The sequence below is a fragment of the Sphingobacterium bovistauri genome, assembly GCF_020295405.1.
In the GTDB taxonomy this organism is placed as follows: domain Bacteria; phylum Bacteroidota; class Bacteroidia; order Sphingobacteriales; family Sphingobacteriaceae; genus Sphingobacterium; species Sphingobacterium bovistauri.
Genome location: NZ_JADEYP010000033.1, coordinates 26369 through 44647 on the forward strand (window position 1 = coordinate 26369; position 18279 = coordinate 44647).

Sequence of the window (18279 nt, forward strand, 5' to 3'; positions counted from 1 at the left end):
AATCTCCAAAAGCACAGAAAATTATTACCTTTGCAATAGTTATATATATAACTATATGGATAAAAAAAATATTGCTATTGAACTAAATGGCGTGGATTTATTAAAACACGCGCTTTTTAAAGATTATAATTTTCCAAAAGAAATCGCTCATTTAAATCTTACACAAGAAAGGATTTTAATGACAGTAAAAAATTCAAGTAACCTAACCATGGTGACTATTGCTAGAGCTATCGGATTGGAAAAAGGACCATTTTCACAAACCGTAGATAAACTAGCAGAGATGCAACTATTGGAACGTGTGAGACAAGTATCAGACAAAAGAAAAGTTTTTCTGAAACTTACAGAAAAAGGAGAGGAGCTGGCCAAAATCGTAGAAGATAGTATGAGATTACATTTTAATGAAAAAATTAAAATGTTGACAACAGACGAGATTCGCGAGATTTTCCAGGCGTTAGACTCTATTCAAAAAATAGCTAAAATTTTAATTTCAAAATAAATTATATGAGTATGTTGCCAGTAAACAAAAAGGAAAATTTAGTTTACACATTTTTGATGGTAATTGTCATGGCTGCTGTCATGACAACTTACAATGTCACATGGAAGGAGGGGATCTCTGTCGAAAGTATAAGAAAAGCATGGTTGATTTTCCCATTAACTTTTGTGATAGCTTTTATTGTAGAATGGTTTTTCGTTAGTAAAACAGCTTTTGCACTAATTAATAAATTAATAAAACAGAATGATACATTGCCAAAAAAAATCTTTATTAGTGCTTTTTGCTTTGTGGCACAAATGGTAATTCTAATGTCTTTAATTGGATCATTACTGTTTAATGAATTTAATAAAAATTGGTTTTCAGAACTAATAATAACAATTTCGCGAAACTTTATTATGGCTTATCCATTACAAATATTAATAGCAGCGCCGTTAGTTGGATTCGTTTTCAGGAAACTGTTTCCGCTAGGAACAATAGTAAGTGAAAAATAATCATCACTATGATTAAGTTAACTAAGACGAGCTCAATATGATATTGGGCTCATCTTGTTATAAACAGTCATTTGTGCACATGCCATGTATTTGGCTTTTTCATTTATGTGAGTTGTTATAACATTTGATGAGAAAATAAAATTTATCTTTTACGCATGCATAAATTGTTTGGTAGACTTCCCTGTTTCGCAAACGCAATCTGAGCTTCTGTAAATTTCGATCTTTTCATCGTTTTCCTCCTAGTTTAAAATTAGTTAATCAATAGGATTTCTCTAATCTTAAATCGTCCGATTTTTAGGAGGGAGATCAGGGAGGTCAAAAAAAATGGAAAGGCTACACAAAAACCTCATTCATTTGATAAAAGTGAAAGAGGTTTGATGTGTTATAAAATGTTAATAATTAGCTTGTTGATTTGCGTTTTTAGAAAAATTTTATAATTTTAGTTTCTAATTATAAACTAACCAATCCTAATAAAAGAATGAGAGTATTAACCTTATTATTTCTATTTTTTTGTGTACAATTGCAAGCACAGGTCCCCAAATCACTTCATGGTTTTTGGCAATTTCATGTAGATAAACCCGGTAATTGGAATGCTTTTCATATAGGTGAAAATTATGTCGAATTATTCTATAAAATCTATAAAGTGCAAACTGTAGATCAACAAGGAAGTGAAATTCGAATCGTACTAGAAAATGAAGCCGAACCGATTTCTTTGACGGTTTTTGATTTAGCGGATACAAAAGGTAAATTCAAATTCAATGTCAGAAAGGATACGATTCAAGCTGTTCAGTTGAAGTCAGATCCCGATATCGAGCTCATGGCTCTAAATTCAATCGATTTGTTGAGGAATAATTGGAGACTTTCCCAGGAAGGTTTTCCTCGTCTATCTGTATCTAATAATTCTTTATCTATAGGTGAGGAGAATTGGAATGTAGATTGGATAGGGAAATATAAGCTAAATAATGAATATCGTGCATTAGTAAATCGTAATGGTGAACACAAAATGTTCTATATCAGCCCAAATGGTAGCCAACTAAAACTAGTTTATGATATGAAACCAAATTTCTATACCAAGGAGTCAAAATTTGATTTCGTGTATAGTTTCTTCGGAAATTGGTTTGATGAGACAACGAATAAGTGGAAGTATGGCTTCTTTGAGGATTTTGCCATCATCAACGGAAAAGTTTTTACTTACGATACGATGAAAAAAAAGGCTAATGATGTAGAAATTACTTTAATTGATGCAGGTACGAATAAAAAGTCTAAGCTGAAATTTAAAATTCAAGATGAGAAGGTCATTGTTGGTAAGGATTCTTACGCAAAGGTGAATAAGTTTCTTCCAGCTTATAAAGGTGAAGATTTGACAGTCTTCCATGATTCCAAATTTTCTAAAATGGATACGGCTATTATTAGCGGGTACCTGCGTAATAATACTTCGAAAGATCCTTTTACGGTTGGTGTTAACAATTGGATGACCGGTGAAGCAGAAAATTTCTACGGTGATATCGATGAGCAAGGTTTTTTTACCGTCAAGGTGCCCTTATATAATACTTCACAAGCTTTTATAGATTGGCGTCGAGCTAGTTTTATAGACGTATTGACTCCTGGCGAAAAATATTTTGTCTTTAAGGATTTAGCAACTGGGGAGACTTTGTTTTTAGGTGATAATGAAAGACTACATAATGAGGTTGTGAAATATAATGATTATACAAACAAGAATAATATTCGACCTAAAACAAATGCTGAATATCAAGCGCAATATCAATACGAACGTTCGCTAAAGGATACCGTATATCTAAACCTCAAATTAGCGCAACTAGATAGTTTGAAAAATATAGATCAGAATTTTCTAAAAGAATCAAATGTTTCAGCTCGTACAAAATATTTTATCAATAAGTTTACTGATTATAGTATTGCAAGCGATTTGATGCAGAAAAAATTTCAGTTAGATTATAATAAGAAAGAGAAATTTTCGGATAAGTATATGTCTGTTGTAAAACAAAAATTCTATGAGAATGGAGTAGCTCCGATAACGTTGGTTCGTGATAATAATACTTTTTTGAAAGATTATCTAGATTATCATAATAGCACAGTATTTCCTCAATTAAGTGAGGTTCTTTTGTCATTTAATGATTTAGGTTTGTTAAAATTGTCTGAAAGAGTAAAAGAATATGCCTTATTTCATAAAAATGCTATTCGGTCAGGTAATGGAATTAAAGCTGATGAGATAGAGAAAAAATATTCAGGTGTATCTAAAGAATTCAATGATGTTCTATCTGATAATAGATTATTGATAGAACCGTATATATATTTAAAGGCAAGAGTTTTAGATCCAATGAAATCTTATAAAAAATTTGGTAATACTACCATTGCAGAAGTTTTTCATACAAGAAATATGATGAATGAATTTAAAACTAATCCAAACCCTTTATCTAAGGTTTTTTTGGAACAGGTGTTAGGTAGTCTATCAAATGAGTTCTTGAAAGAATTTATCAATAAGGAAAATCATAAATTAGAAAAAATTAGTTCTGGTAAATTTAAATACGCTGATAATTTAAAAAATACTGATCACCTGAAAGAATCCAAAGATGCAGACAAGATTATCGCTGAAATTTTGACGCCACACAAAGGGAAAGTCGTTTATGTGGATTTTTGGGGTACCTGGTGTGGACCCTGTGTAGCGGAGATGGCTTATGCACCAGCAGCAAAGAAAGCGATGGAAGACAAAGATGTCGTGTTTATTTATTTAGCCAATGGAACTTCCAAATCAGCATGGGAGAATTTTATCAAAGCTAAGGCTTTAGAAGGTAAAAATGTTTATCACTATAATCTTCCAAACGAACAACAGTCTATGGTAGAGCGTAGGTTAGAGGTTCCACATTTCCCGACATATATGTTATTTGATAAACAAGGGAATTTAGTAAATAAGCAAGCACCAAGACCTAGTGACTTGGCTGCTTTGACTAAGGAAATAGATCAGTTATTAACTAAATAAATCGAAACATTAATAGTCTCAAAGCAAAAAGCGTCGGTAGAGGAACTCTACCGACGCTTTTTGCTTTGAATTAATTCAATCGCTTAAGATTGATTTTTTGAGTGGTTGGGACATTGAGCGGAACACGTTCCAAACCAAATCCTTTTTCTTCACTAAGCGAAAGTTTTTTCAGAACGCGATAAATTTCCATAATGATATGGTCGCTCCAACTTAGATCAGAGGTTTTGGTAAATACTTTTACTAATTCGACGAAAAAAAAAATCACTGGAATATTATGTTTTTTGTTAAGACCTAAAACGCTTATCGAAAATCATAAAAAATCCATATTTCAAAGAACGGCGCAATATCTACCCCTCATTGTGTCTTATAATTTATATTATGTTAAATAGATAATTTTACACTCTCCTTTATTCATTAGGTTCACCATCAAATTATCATGTTTAAAACTTTAATGGTATATTCCTATTATATTGGTTTACTTTTGCTACACAACTAAAAAAGTATGTCAACGCCGCAATCACAGAAAGCAAAAAAAACAATCTATTTTAGCATCCTTGGAAGTTTTGGATTAGCTACTATCAAATGGTTCGCTGGTTTTTTCGGAAATTCGTTTGCGCTAATTGCAGACGCTATAGAATCTACATCAGATATTTTTGCATCCATTTTGGTATTGCTAGGAATTAAATATTCTGAGCGACCAGCAGATAAAACACATCCATACGGGCATGGTCGTATTGAGCCTTTAATAACTTTTATAGTCGTTATTTTCTTAGTTATTTCAGCGACTATTATCGCTTATACAAGTTTAATTAATATCCAAACTCCTCATGAGCCACCTAAGTCATGGACTTTAATCGTATTAGGTTTAATAATTGTTTGGAAAGAAATTAGCTATCATGTAGTGATGAGTCGTGCAAAACAATTAAATAGCAGCTCCTTAAAAGCAGATGCTTGGCATCACCGAAGCGATGCGATCACCTCTATCGCAGCGTTTATTGGTATTTCAATGGCTCTTCTGTTGGGTGATGGCTACCAAAGTGCTGATGATTGGGCTGCCCTATTCGCTTCAGGATTTATTCTATATAATTGCTATCGTATTTTTAGGCCTGCTTTGGGTGAAATTATGGATGAAAATCTATATGACGACATAGTTGATTTAATAAAGCTTAAGTCTCTTGATGTAAAGAGAGTTATGGATACAGAAAAGTGTTTCGTTCGTAAAAATGGCATGTTCTTTTTAGTAGATATTCATGCTATTGTTCCAGGAGACCTTACCGTAAAAGAAGGCCACGATGTCGCACATCAATTGAAAGATTATTTGATGCAACAAATACCCGAAATTTCAAATGTTTTCGTCCATATTGAGCCATTTAATCCACAAGTTTATGAATCATTATCCAATCAATAATTTAAAAGTATTGTGGATAGGCAAATATACCGGGTATACCTCCGGTATGGATATATAGCACCTTCTCTCCTTTTTTGATTACATTATTTTGTATATCCATAATTACCCCTGTAAAAGCCTTTGATGTGTATACAGGATCTAAAAATATGCCTTCATTTTTTGCTAAAAATTTGATGGTATCAATATGATATTCTTCTGGAACACCATACGCTGCGCCAGAGTATTCATTCGATAGTACAATATTTTCAAGGGTTAGGTTGGGTTTTTCACCACATAGTGCTAATGCTTCATTGGCAATTTTAAGTGTGTGTCCTGCCAGCTGACCTTCATCAGGCTCAACATTATAGGCTTTAATTTTTGTTTTAGATGAAGACAATGCATTTCCAACTACTAGACCTCCGTGTGTTCCCCCTGAGCCTGAAGCAGATGTGATCAAATCAAAACGAATACCCAAGTCGTTAGCTTGTTGCAATATTTCGAAATAACAATCAACATAACCCAATGTACCCAAAGCATTCGAGCCCCCCACGGGGATGACGTATGGCCTCGCTCCTTCTTTTTCCAACAGTATAGTTCGTTCAGCTATAGCTTGATATGCACTGTTGTTGTCTTGAACTTGGTGAATCGTTGCGTCGATAATATTGTTTAGTATTTTATTTCCATTACTAAAATAAGCTTGCTCAGTCACAGGAACGGATTTTTTTAAGAATAATTCAATTTCGAATCCATGCATTTTGGATGCTATAGCAGTCATGCGTGCGTGATTGGATTGTAGCGCACCTATGGTGAATATATGCGTAGCATTCTTCTTTTGAGCCTCACCTAATAGATACTCTAATTTTCGAAGTTTATTTCCTCCAAAGCCTAAGGAAAACAAATCATCACGCTTGATGTATAAGTCTACACCTAAAAGATTACTTATGTTACGCAAAAAATATATAGCTGATGGATATTCTATTAGCTTTAATTTAGGGTGCTTTTTCAAACTTATTCTTGTCATACAATGTCCTTTATAGTAAAATATTGATTTATCTAATATTTCCAATTTTTTATCAAAATACGTGTTTTCGCTAATGTAAATTAGATTTTTAAACAAAAATACTAGAATAAAACCTGTGATTAAGGGAAAAAATTTTATATTTGTTAAAATTTATGTCAAAACAATACAATTCTGTTAATAGAAAATGCTAAATCTTAAAAACTTTATTGATTACGTAGAGAAACAAAATCCTAATGAGCCGGAGTTTTTACAAGCGGTCACGGAAGTCGTAGAAGACTTAATTCCATATATCAACGAGCATCATCCTGAATATGCCTATCTTAAAATTTTAGAAAGATTGGTAGAACCTGAGCGTGTGGTGTCCTTTCGTGTAGCGTGGTTAGATGACCAGAATAATATTCAGGTAAATAGAGGCTATAGGGTGCAAATGAATAGTGCAATTGGTCCTTACAAAGGTGGATTACGCTTCTCTCCCACTGTGAATCTTAGTATTTTGAAATTTTTAGCATTTGAACAAGTTTTCAAGAATGCATTAACAAGTTTACCTATTGGCGGCGGTAAAGGTGGATCAAATTTTGATCCTAAAGGCAAATCTGACAACGAGATCATGCGTTTTTGTCAAGCTTTTATGACCGAATTGTATCGTCACATTGGTTCCGAAACAGACGTTCCTGCGGGAGATATTGGTGTTGGCGGGCGTGAAATAGGCTATTTATTTGGGCAATACAAAAGAATTCAAAATAACTTTACGGGTGTATTAACGGGTAAAGGTGTGCAATGGGGCGGTTCATACATACGTCCTGAAGCAACAGGATACGGCTTATTATACTTTGTTCAAAATATTTTTGAGCACAATGAAGATACACTTGCAGGCAAGGTAATAACAGTTTCTGGAGCTGGTAATGTTGCATTTTATGCAGCTGAAAAGGCTATTAACTTTGGTGCGAAAGTTATCACGTTATCAAATAGCACAGGGACTATCTACGATAAAGACGGTTTTACACATGAGAAGTTGGCTCATATAGCAAAATTAGGTAGAAATCTAGCGGATTATTGTGTTAAATTTCCATCTTCGACTTTTCATGCTGGTGAAAAACCATGGCAATTTGCTTGTGATATAGCGCTACCATGTGCGACGCAGAATGAATTGGATGAAAGCGATGCTACGACATTAATACAAAATGGTTGCATATGTGTTGCTGAAGGAGCAAATATGCCTTCTACTGCAGAGGCCGTAAAAGTCTTTCATAATGCTAAAATTGCATATGCTCCTGGTAAAGCGGCAAATGCAGGCGGCGTAGCTGTTTCTGGATTAGAAATGTCTCAAAATTCAATCGGTCAACAATGGTCATCTTCTAAAGTAGATGATAGATTAAAACTAATTATGCAAAATATCTACAAGACATGTTTGCGTTATGGAAAAGAATCTGATGGTTATATTAACTACTTAAAAGGTGCAAACTTAGGAGGCTTTATCAAGGTTGCTGAATCAATGAAAGCACAAGGTGTATTATAAGGAAAAACAAAGATTTAAAAATTCATATAAGGGAACAATAGCAAATAGCTATTGTTCTTTTTTTATACAATAAAGTATCTTTGGCCAATACTTACTTATAAGGATAAATTACTTATTTTGCGTCATTAAAATACGTGTTATACAATATATGAGAACATTAGCAGAATTACCACATCCAGAATGCAAGATTACTATTTTTGGAATGAATCAGAAGTATATAATAAAGTTTGAACAAGGCAATTTGGAGCAAACCTATAAGATAGCGAAGGCTGATATTTTGAATGGTGTGAATGGTGTTTTCGAACTATTGGATGAAGAGTTTATTAACAAGGTTCTTAATGTTTTTAGCGATATGCGTACTTGCTTTATCAATACGTACAATAATTATAATTAAACTTTTCATTCACCTATTTTTATTAAACACTTGTAAATTAATTATTTATATATTAAAAATAAAGGTAACCGAATTATATTTGGCTACCTTTGTTTTTTTTTTACCTAAAACTAGTTTATTTTAAACTTTTTATTTAAATAAAACATATATATCATTGATATATAATTAAATGCATTTTCTTTCAGAATATTATTCGGCGTATCTTTTAATCCATTTAGGAAGCTCTGTAGCAGCTTTACCAGTAATCTGCTCTATATTACCACTTATTGGTAAAGAATTCGAATTAGGGTCTATTAAAACTATTTTACATAAGGGAGAGACATCATGGAGTAAATTTGCAGCTGGGTAAACTTGCAATGAGGTGCCAACAATTAAAAGCACATCGGCAGACTTAACAATCCTACTAGCTATCGACATATTTGGTACTGCCTCACCGAACCAAACCACATGAGGTCTTAAAGGTGAACCTATTTCACATTTCTCATCTATTTTGATTTCGTCCCCCTCTATTGGGTACACCAATTCTGGATTTTTTGACGACTGTGATTTCATTATTTCACCATGAAGGTGCAAAACACTCTTGCTGCCAGCGCGCTCATGTAAATCGTCTATATTTTGAGTTATAATTTGTACATCAGCATATTTTTCTAATTCTACTAAGGCCAAATGCCCAGTGTTAGGTGACGCATTGCGGCATGTAGCCCGGCGAATATTGTAAAAACGCTGAACAGTCTTTGGGTCTTTTGCCCATGCTTCAGGAGTAGCGACGTCTTCTATCCGATGCCCTTCCCATAATCCATCGGTACCTCTAAAAGTTTGCAAACCACTTTCGGCTGATATACCAGCACCTGTAAATACCACTATTTTTTGTCTCTTCATACCCGTAAATAATAATGGTCGAAAATTAGAAATTTCCGACCATTATCCAATAAGAATTGATTATTAACCTATTTAACAAAATAGCGATGTTCAATTACTGTTACTTCGTCCTTTTCTTTTGAAATTTGCTCTACAGCTGCTTTAATTGTACACTTGCCCGTTATACCTCGGTATACTAAAGCGCCTCCCAGCCCTACACCAGATATAGCTGTAATAGGATGTTTTACGAGCTGTTTAATCCCCACGCTAAGAATGAGACCACCTGCGATTACGGAAAGTATACGTTCGGATGTACCTACATTACCATCTTTACAGTCTTCATCAACATTCCTTTTAATTTTATCTATAGCATAATTTACGAGTGTGTTCATAGTAATATATTTTATACAGAATAAAACAGTTGATTTTATATTTTGTTTTTAATAGCAAATAATTATTTTGATATTTAAAGACTATACATTTGTTTTAATGTCTATTCGATACAACATGAGAGTTAAAAAGCATTCAGGAGAATTAGTTGATTTCAATCCAGCAAGTTTACGTCATTCATTATCGCGTTCTGGGGCCTCTAGTGATGAGGTAGATAAAGTATTTAATTCTATACAACCATCATTATACGACGGTATTTCAACACGCGAACTGTACCAAGTTGCGTTTGATGAATTAAAATTAGTTCGAAATACATACGCAGCACGCTATAGTCTTAAAAAAGCTTTAAGAGATTTAGGTCCTGAAGGTTTCTATTTTGAAAAATGGATAGCTCGAATTTTTCAGGAAGATGGATACAAAGCGATAACTAGCCAGACTATACAGGGGCATGCTGTCACCCACGAAATTGATGTCATTGCTGCTAAAGGGAATGAACTTTTAGCTATTGAATGTAAATTCAGAAATGATATAGATGCTAAAATATCAGTTACTACACCAATGTATTTTATGTCTAGAGTGAGAGATATTAGTAACAAGCCTTTTACTTTTTTCAATAAAACACTTCATGTTACTCAAGGATGGTTGGTGACCAATGCTTATTTAACATCAGACTCCAAAACTTTTGGTGAACATTATAAAATGAACTTATTAGCGTGGGATTATCCAAAAGATAAAAGCATTAAAGTAATTGTAGATAATAACGGAGAGTATCCTATCACTTGCTTGACGACCTTAAATTCAGATGACAAAGCTAGATTGTTGAAAGCACAATGTATATTGGTTAAAGATATACTACGTGATCCTAAATTTTTATTATCTATTCAAACTGACGCTACCAAACAAAAGAAAATTTTGCAAGAAGCGGAGGAATTAATAGCGAGCCCCTTGGAGCATACCGAATTGTAGATTTTCATAATTAAACCAATTCCAATGAAACTTATTACTTTCAAAACTTTTGATAATCCCATTGAAGCGCATAATTTTAGAAATAGATTAGAAGCTGAAGATATTGAAGCCTATATTTATGATGAGCATATCATTGGTTTGAATCCGTTGTATAGTAATGCAATTGGTGGTATTAAGGTTAAAATTGCAGAAAATGATTTGGATCAGGCGAATTTGGTTTTGCAAGCTATAAATTCAAATCAATATTATAGTGATACTCGCGATATTCTAAAATGTCTTAGCTGTGATTCAGAGGATGTAAATACTAACTATAGGGATTTCAAAAATTTATCAGGTATAGTGTCGTTTTTTGCATCGATAGTCTTTATGGTTTATCCCATATACTTCGCGCGCAAATGTAAGTGTAATGCGTGCGATTTGGAATTTAATAGAACTGATATTGAATATTAATATTGTAGCTAAAAACCTAAGAATGCTATAAGTGATGGCTTTTTTAGTTTCCTATATTAAAGAATAATTGTGTAATTTTGCAACATATGGAAACTGTTGTTAGCGGTATCAGAAGTACCGGAAAATTACATTTAGGAAACTATTACGGAGCATTGAGTAATTTTGTGAAAATGCAAAATGAATACAATTGCTACTTTTTTATAGCGGATTTGCATTCACTGACTACTCACCCTAATCCACACGATCTACAGGCTACTGTACGTAATGTAGTTGTAGAATATTTGGCAGCTGGTATCGATCCTGAGAAATCAACTATATACATTCAGTCAGATGTTCCAGAAGTTGCGGAGCTATATCTGTATATGAATATGAATGCTTACTTGGGTGAGCTAGAGCGCTCCACATCATTCAAAGATAAAATACGTTCAAATCCAAACAATGTAAACGCTGGATTATTAACTTATCCAGTTTTGATGGCTTGTGATATTTTACTTCATCACGGAACTAAAGTTCCAGTTGGTAAGGATCAAGAGCAGCATTTGGAAATGACACGTACGTTTGGAAACCGTTTCAATCACTTATACCAAACAGAATATTTTAAAGAAGCTTTTGCATTCAGTTATTCAGATAAATTAGTAAAAGTTCCAGGATTAAGTGGTCAAGGAAAAATGGGTAAATCCAATGGTGAAGCCGATTGTATCTATTTATCAGATGCGCCAGAAGTAATTCGTAAAAAGATCATGCGTGCCGTCTCAGATTCAGGACCGACAGAACCAAATCAAGAAAAACCCGAGTCTATTCAGAATTTATTTGATTTGATGAATGTTGTCTCCACTCCTGATACATTATCACATTTTGATGAATTATATAATAAGTGCGAGATTCGTTATGGTGACTTTAAAAAGCAATTAGCGGAAGATATGGTGCTAGCTACAGAGCCTGTTCGTTCACGTATTGCATCAATCGAAAACGATGAGGAATACATAAAAAAAGTCATCAAAATGGGAGCTGAAAAGGCACAAGCTAGTGCACAAAAAACAATTAAAGAAGTAAGAGAGATAATAGGACTTAAAAAACTATATTAGAATTAGATATGCATATTGCAATTGTAGGGAATATAGGAGCTGGTAAAACCACTTTGACAAAATTATTGGCACAACATTTAAATTTTGAACCGCAATTCGAAGCGGTAGACAATAATCCATATTTAGAGGATTTTTACAGCGATATGAAGAGATGGGCTTTCAATCTGCAAATATTCTTTTTGAATAGTCGCTTTAGACATATTGTAGAGCAACAAAAATTGGGTACTAATATGATTCAAGATCGTACAATATATGAAGACGCTTACATTTTTGCAGAAAACTTGTACGATATGGGATTAATGAGTGCACGTGATTTCGATAATTATAGCAATATTTTTCAAAGTATTATTCACTATATCAAACCGCCGGATTTGTTGATTTACTTGAAAGCTTCAGTACCGACGTTAGTAAACAATATCCAAAAACGTGGTCGTGATTATGAATCAGCTATTCGCCTGGACTATTTATCAAAATTAAACGATAAGTATGACAAATGGATTAACAATTATACAGATGGTAAATTGTTGATTTTGGACAAGGATAATCTTGATTTTGCTAATAATCCTGAAGATTTGGGTTTTATAAAAGAAAAAATTGATGCCGAATTATACGGATTGTTTAAATAACAAAAAATGCTCATTCAGTTGAGCATTTTTTGTTTAAATTAGTTTTTACGTATTGAAAAGCTATGGATAAAATAGATAAAGCCTTTGAATCTATGATTGAGAATCTGTATAAGATTACGGGCAAAACATTAGATGAATGGATAACGATTGTAAAGAATGAAAATTTCAATAAGCATGGTGAAATAGTTAAATTTTTGAAAGAACAGCATCAACTTACACATGGCTATGCAAATTTAATTGGTCATCGAAGTAAATCATCTGACGCTGCTTCAGCACCTGATAAAGACGATTTGATAGCGCAACAATATAAAGGAAAAGAAGCATTAAGGCCTATTTACGAAGCGCTGAAAGTAAAGGTTTTAGGTTTAGGAAATGATATTGAAATTGCTCCCAAGAAAGCGAATGTTAGTTTTCGACGAGCTAAACAATTTGTTCTTATAGGGCCTGCTACGAAGACTAGATTTGAAGTTGGTTTATTCTTGAAAAATTTTCCAGCAACAGAACGATTAATTGCGGAGAAGGAAGATGCAATGTGTACGCATAAAGTTAATTTGTCAAAAATTGAAGATATTGATGAAGAGTTGTTGACTTGGATTACAATGTCTTATAGTAACGCATTTAAATGATGTCTCAAGATTAATGTTGAGACATCATTTGCTTTTTTATTCTATAATTTGAATAGAAAATTTGACAGGAGAAGTTGGATAATCAGCTTTGTCAGTCTTGAATCGACTAATTGCGTTAATGATCTCTAAACCTTCATAAATTTCTCCAAATACTGTATAGTCGCCATCCAAACGAGGAAGACCGCCATTTTTCAAATATTCTTTACGTTGTTCTGGAGTAAACTTAATTCCTTTCTTGATTTCTAAAGCTTCTAAATCCTGTTCTGTAACTTTCTTTCCAGCAACAAAATAGATTTGGTTCAAAAAAGAAGCCTTGTCAGGATTATCATCACGTCCTTGACCTAATGCGCCAATTTTATGAAATGCGCGCGAATCAAATTCTCCTTTTAATCTTGGTTTCTTCCCTGTCGGATCAGTAGCTTCTCGCCTTTCAATATCGACGTCATGTTCACCTCCTTGCACGACAAAGTTCTCAATAATACGATTGAATAAAGCTCCTTGATATGTCGAATCCTCTATGGATCTCAACATCAAGTCCCGGTGCTTTGGTGTGAAATCATAAAGCAAAACTTTAAATATTCCATAATCTGTTTTAAAGGCTATTTTGTGTGTTTGAGCATTTGAAAATTGACAAGTAATAACGAAGATAGTAAATAGATAAATTAGTCGCATATATAGTGTTTAGACTGTTCTAAGATAGAAATTTATATTCGTAAAAATGTGTCGCTGAAAGTATAAATCATTAGTTCTTAAGGAAATGTGGAAATCTCTAAAAATGTGCAAAAACTCACCCGTACAATCTCTTTTTTTATCCTTATTTTCGTACGTTATAACAAAAGCTAAGTGAATGGAACTAACTAAACTTGAGATCAAAGGATTTAAAAGTTTTGGTGATAAAATCACAATAAATTTTAATGAAGGTGTTACTGCTATTGTAGGGCCAAATGGCTGTGGTAAATCCAATGTGGTGGATGCAATTCGGTGGGTATTGGGTGAACAAAGCACAAAAAATCTTCGTTCGGAAAAGATGGAAAACATTATTTTCAACGGAACGAAAACACGTAAACCAGCCAATCTTGCTGAAGTTTCTTTAACATTCAACAACAATAAAAATATCTTACCTACAGAATTTACGACTGTATCGATTACACGCAAACTGTATCGTACAGGTGAGTCTGAATATCGTTTAAATGATGTGAAATGTCGTCTAAAGGATATTACTGATTTATTCTTGGATACAGGTATTGGTGCGGACACCTACTCTATTATTGAGCTCAAGATGATTGACGAGATTATTGCGAACAAGGATAATTCTCGACGTGCATTATTTGAGGAAGCATCTGGTATTTCAAAATATAAAGTCCGTAAAAAACAAACACTTAGCAAGTTAAAAGATACCGAAGCAGATTTATCACGTGTTGATGATTTGTTATTCGAGATTACGAAAAACCTTAAATCTTTAGAAAATCAAGCCAAGAAAGCAGATAAATATTTCCAATTAAAAGAAGAATACAAACAATCTAGTATTGGATTGGCTTATTATCGTTTGGATAGCTTTAGCTCTGATTTAGGAGCCTTAGCGGATAAGGAGAAGGATTTACAGCAATCGTTAGGAACTACACTCGAACAAATAGATATTAAAGAGAAAGAACTTCGTGCTGGTCGTGAAGAGATTCTTTCCAAAGAAAAGAGCTTAGGCGCGCAACAAAAAACTACGAATGAGTTTAATAATAAAATTCGTGCATACGAGTCTGAAAAGAAAATTAAAAACGAACGTCTACACCATCTTAAAGAGCGTGAGTCACGTATTACAGCCGAATTTAATTTAGATAAACAGCAGTTAACTAATGTTGAGTATACCATCAAAAGGCTTAATGAAGAAATTTATGAAGAGCAAGCTAAACTAGATGTAGCTCAGGATGATATACAAAAAAACAAAACTGAGGTCGAAGAGCTTAAAGGGCAGCAGCAGACCGCGAAAAACAAATTGGATAGATTTGTTCAGGATAACAATGAGCTTCAAAACAAAATTTATAAAGTAGAAAAAGATATCGCTGTTCTAAATATTCAGAAGGAATCATTAGAACAGGAGTCACTTCGCAATGCTTCAGATGCTTCATCCAAAGCAGAAGAATTGTCTCAATTTAATATTGCGGTTGCAGAATTGCAAGGTAAATTAGACACTCAACAACAACATTACGATGAAGCTATTGGAATTGAAAATGATTTGAATCGTCAAATCGATCAATCAGAATCTCAATTGCAAGAGACTCGTGCTTTATTGAGTAAAGAATCTCGTTTGGTGGATGCCAAACAAAACGAGTACAACTTGACTAAATCGCTGGTGGATAACTTAGAAGGTTTCCCTGAATCTATTAAATTCTTACGTAAGAATGCTGGTTGGCCGAAATCCTACCCTTTATTCTCTGATATTTTATTTTGTCAAGAAGAATATCGTGTAGCTATTGAAAACTACCTGGAATCAGTTATGAATCATTATGTGGTCGATACTAAGCAAGATGCTGTACAGGCTATTCAGTTATTAAGTGATTCTTCAAGAGGGCGTGCTAATTTCTTTGTTTTAGAATCTGTTATAGATAATAAAAGTAATAATTTTATAGTTCCTGAAAATATGGTACCTGCGATGCAGGTTATCAAAGTAGATAAAAAATATGAGAAGCTATGTCTTCAATTATTAAGTAATGTTTATTTATTAAAATCAGACGATGCGAAGGCTTTAGATATTGAACTACCTCATGAAGATATGATTATACTTCATCATGAAGGAAAATTCAGTAAGCATAAATTGGGTATTAGTGGTGGTTCTGTAGGTCTGTTTGAGGGCAAGCGCATTGGTCGCGCTAAAAATTTAGAAAGCTTAGCTAAAGAGATCAAAGATTTAAATGAGCGAATCGCTGAATTACAGCACACAGAAGCTGAATTAGTCGATAAAATCACTTCTTTGAAATTGCAGTCACAGAAAGAAATCATTGATGAAATACGTATTCAATTGGCACGTATTCAGAATGAATGGACTTCTGTAAAAACAAAGCAAGAACAATATCAAGCTTTCATCTCTAACTCACAAAATCGAAAACAAGATATTGAAAGACGTCTTAATGAAATCTCAGATGAGCTCACGAAAGCAGAGCCAGAACTGAAGATCTTAAAAGTTGAAGTTGATGAACGTCAAAAACAATTAGCGGACTTACAATCTGCTTATCAAGAATTGAATGAGATTGTACAAGAGAAATCAACAACGTACAATCAAGAAAATATTCGTCTTCATCAACAACAAAATAAAGTTTCGGGTATTCAGAAAGATTTGGAATACCGCGAAAGTCAAAAAGAGGCTTTAGAGTTACGTACCTCTAAAAATAACGCTGAGATGGAACAAATCAAGGTGGATATGAAAGATGCGTTGACTTTTACGGATAGTAATGATAACGATTTGAAAGAACTTTACGAACAACGTGAAGCCTTAGATAAGGCACTTCATGATATGGAAGAAGAATTCTATGCATTTCGTAAGCGTTTGAATGATTTGGAAGAAGAGGTTGCTACTTTGCGTAAATCGAAAGACCAACTCGATTTCTTAATCACTGAAGTAAAAGATAAAAAGACAACTTTGCAAATCGATTTAAACTCATTGAAAGAGCGTCTTTCTGTAGAATTTAATATTGATATTAAAGAGTTATTGGAAGGTGACCTTCCAGAAATTGAGCAAACACAAGAGGAATTAGGCTCGTTGTGTACACGTCTTAAAAAGCAATTGGATGAATATGGTACAATAAATCCGATGGCCAAAGAAGCGTATGATGAGATTACGCAACGCTACGATTTTATCAACAAAGAGAAAAATGACTTATTAGAAGCCAAGGCTACGTTGATGTCAACTATTGAAGAAATTGACGGCAGCGCTAATGAAAAATTTATGCATGCCTTTAATACTGTTCGAGAGAATTTTATTAAAGTATTCCGCTCTTTATTTAATGAAGAAGATAGTTGTGATTTGATCTTATCAGATCCAAGTCATCCATTAGAGTCAGATATTGATATTATCGCTAGACCAAAAGGTAAACGTCCGTTGTCTATCAATCAGCTATCAGGTGGTGAGAAAACATTGACTTCTACTGCCCTATTATTCTCGTTATACTTACTTAAGCCAGCTCCATTCTGTATCTTCGATGAGGTAGATGCACCGTTGGATGATACAAATATTGATAAGTTTAATAACATCATTAAACAGTTTTCTAATCAGTCTCAGTTTATAGTAGTGTCACACAATAAACGTACGATCGCAAGTACGGATATAATTTATGGCGTGACTATGGTCGAACAAGGTATTTCACGTGTAGTACCTGTTGATTTGCGGGAAGTTGCTTAGTATTAATTGATTATAAATTCATATAAAAGCCTTTGTTTACTTAAACAAAGGCTTTTGTGTTTTTGATGGAGGGTTAAATAATGTTAAAGGATAAACAATATCCATGCCGGCTTGTTGTTTTAATATCACTAACATATAAGAACTATGGATAAATTGAAAAAATTTGAATTGATGGCTAAGATTACTCGAGAACTTGAAGATGTTAGAAACAGCCAACAAGCTGTTTTGGAAAAAATAGGTAAAATAGAAGTAGATAATATTGAATTGGGAGATAAATTAATAGAAAGTGAAATTCCAGAAATTTATTCCCGAACAGCTCAAAATGCGGATGCAATAAAATCTATTCTTGATGACTTCCAAAACAAAACTGAAGAGTTTGGTGAGAAAAATAATGTTGAGAAATTAAAAGAGCAACGAGACATCAATAGTCTTAAATAAAAAAGGCGATCTTAATTGGACTGCCCCCAAAAAGTTAGACGAATTTATGCAATCTTTTTGAAATAATGAGCTCGGTATTCTATCGGGCTCATTCCTTTTAAATTTGATTTAATTCTAACCTTATTATAGTAATTGATATAACTTATTATTTCCTTT

General features: G+C 33.5%; 18 protein-coding genes. 13 read left to right on the forward strand and 5 right to left on the reverse strand.

The annotated features are described in order from the left end of the window. The first annotated feature begins 55 nt into the window (after window positions 1-55). From IPZ78_RS14800 to IPZ78_RS14815, 4 genes are all read left to right on the forward strand, one after another. A complete protein-coding gene (locus IPZ78_RS14800) occupies window positions 56-496 on the forward strand; it encodes a MarR family winged helix-turn-helix transcriptional regulator (protein ID WP_225554764.1) in 441 nt (146 codons plus the stop codon). Between the two features lie 5 nt (window positions 497-501). After that, window positions 502-984 carry a hypothetical protein gene (locus tag IPZ78_RS14805; protein ID WP_225554765.1) on the forward strand — a complete coding sequence of 161 codons (483 nt, stop codon included), beginning with the start codon at window positions 502-504 and terminating at the stop codon, window positions 982-984. A gap of 478 nt (window positions 985-1462) precedes the next feature. Beyond that, window positions 1463-3979: a TlpA family protein disulfide reductase gene (locus IPZ78_RS14810; protein ID WP_225554766.1), complete on the forward strand. Its 2517-nt coding sequence runs from the start codon at window positions 1463-1465 to the stop codon at window positions 3977-3979. 502 nt (window positions 3980-4481) lie between these two features. Further along, window positions 4482-5387 carry a cation diffusion facilitator family transporter gene (locus tag IPZ78_RS14815; protein WP_225554767.1) on the forward strand — a complete coding sequence of 302 codons (906 nt, stop codon included), beginning with the start codon at window positions 4482-4484 and terminating at the stop codon, window positions 5385-5387. Between the two features lies 1 nt (window position 5388). On the opposite strand, the gene IPZ78_RS14820 is transcribed toward IPZ78_RS14815, so the two are convergent. After that, window positions 5389-6387 carry a D-cysteine desulfhydrase family protein gene (locus IPZ78_RS14820; RefSeq protein WP_225554768.1) on the reverse strand — a complete coding sequence of 333 codons (999 nt, stop codon included), beginning with the start codon at window positions 6385-6387 and terminating at the stop codon, window positions 5389-5391. 184 nt (window positions 6388-6571) lie between these two features. Here IPZ78_RS14820 and gdhA point away from each other — a divergent pair, with 184 nt between their 5' ends. Next, entirely contained in the window at window positions 6572-7903 is a 1332-nt protein-coding gene (gene gdhA, locus IPZ78_RS14825) for an NADP-specific glutamate dehydrogenase (RefSeq protein ID WP_225554769.1), read from the forward strand. A 148-nt stretch (window positions 7904-8051) separates the two neighbouring features. Further along, the gene (locus IPZ78_RS14830; protein WP_225554770.1) at window positions 8052-8297 is read left to right on the forward strand and encodes a hypothetical protein; all 246 of its coding nucleotides are present in this window, start codon (window positions 8052-8054) and stop codon (window positions 8295-8297) included. 189 nt (window positions 8298-8486) lie between these two features. Here IPZ78_RS14830 and IPZ78_RS14835 read toward each other — a convergent pair whose 3' ends face one another. Together IPZ78_RS14835 and IPZ78_RS14840 are read right to left on the reverse strand one after the other, a co-directional pair. Beyond that, window positions 8487-9176 (reverse strand): SIR2 family NAD-dependent protein deacylase, encoded by a 690-nt coding sequence (locus IPZ78_RS14835; RefSeq protein ID WP_225554771.1) that lies wholly within the window; start codon window positions 9174-9176, stop codon window positions 8487-8489. 68 nt (window positions 9177-9244) lie between these two features. Next, window positions 9245-9547: a YgaP family membrane protein gene (locus IPZ78_RS14840; RefSeq protein ID WP_225554772.1), complete on the reverse strand. Its 303-nt coding sequence runs from the start codon at window positions 9545-9547 to the stop codon at window positions 9245-9247. Between the two features lie 115 nt (window positions 9548-9662). Here IPZ78_RS14840 and IPZ78_RS14845 point away from each other — a divergent pair, with 115 nt between their 5' ends. From IPZ78_RS14845 to IPZ78_RS14865, 5 genes are all read left to right on the forward strand, one after another. Then, on the forward strand, window positions 9663-10511 hold the full coding sequence (locus IPZ78_RS14845; protein WP_225554773.1) for a restriction endonuclease: 849 nt from the start codon (window positions 9663-9665) through the stop codon (window positions 10509-10511). A gap of 24 nt (window positions 10512-10535) precedes the next feature. Then, window positions 10536-10961, forward strand: a complete 426-nt coding sequence (locus IPZ78_RS14850) for a putative signal transducing protein (protein ID WP_225554774.1) — start codon at window positions 10536-10538, stop codon at window positions 10959-10961. Window positions 10962-11047: 86 nt separating this feature from the next. Beyond that, window positions 11048-12046, forward strand: a complete 999-nt coding sequence (gene trpS / locus IPZ78_RS14855; protein ID WP_225554775.1) for a tryptophan--tRNA ligase — start codon at window positions 11048-11050, stop codon at window positions 12044-12046. A gap of 8 nt (window positions 12047-12054) precedes the next feature. Next, window positions 12055-12672, forward strand: coding sequence for a deoxynucleoside kinase (locus tag IPZ78_RS14860; RefSeq protein ID WP_225554776.1), 618 nt, complete (start codon window positions 12055-12057; stop codon window positions 12670-12672). A gap of 62 nt (window positions 12673-12734) precedes the next feature. Beyond that, window positions 12735-13298: a DUF4287 domain-containing protein gene (locus IPZ78_RS14865; protein ID WP_225554777.1), complete on the forward strand. Its 564-nt coding sequence runs from the start codon at window positions 12735-12737 to the stop codon at window positions 13296-13298. Window positions 13299-13334: 36 nt separating this feature from the next. On the opposite strand, the gene IPZ78_RS14870 is transcribed toward IPZ78_RS14865, so the two are convergent. Then, window positions 13335-13970 (reverse strand): peptidylprolyl isomerase, encoded by a 636-nt coding sequence (locus tag IPZ78_RS14870; RefSeq protein ID WP_225554778.1) that lies wholly within the window; start codon window positions 13968-13970, stop codon window positions 13335-13337. 175 nt (window positions 13971-14145) lie between these two features. Between IPZ78_RS14870 and smc the strand changes: the two genes are divergently transcribed. Both smc and IPZ78_RS14880 read left to right on the forward strand, forming a co-directional pair. Further along, window positions 14146-17685 carry a chromosome segregation protein SMC gene (smc, locus tag IPZ78_RS14875; protein ID WP_225554779.1) on the forward strand — a complete coding sequence of 1180 codons (3540 nt, stop codon included), beginning with the start codon at window positions 14146-14148 and terminating at the stop codon, window positions 17683-17685. 144 nt (window positions 17686-17829) lie between these two features. Beyond that, on the forward strand, window positions 17830-18123 hold the full coding sequence (locus tag IPZ78_RS14880) for a hypothetical protein (protein WP_225554780.1): 294 nt from the start codon (window positions 17830-17832) through the stop codon (window positions 18121-18123). A gap of 44 nt (window positions 18124-18167) precedes the next feature. Here IPZ78_RS14880 and IPZ78_RS17385 read toward each other — a convergent pair whose 3' ends face one another. Beyond that, window positions 18168-18272, reverse strand: a complete 105-nt coding sequence (locus IPZ78_RS17385) for an IS3 family transposase (protein WP_225554781.1) — start codon at window positions 18270-18272, stop codon at window positions 18168-18170. Window positions 18273-18279: the final 7 nt, after the last annotated feature.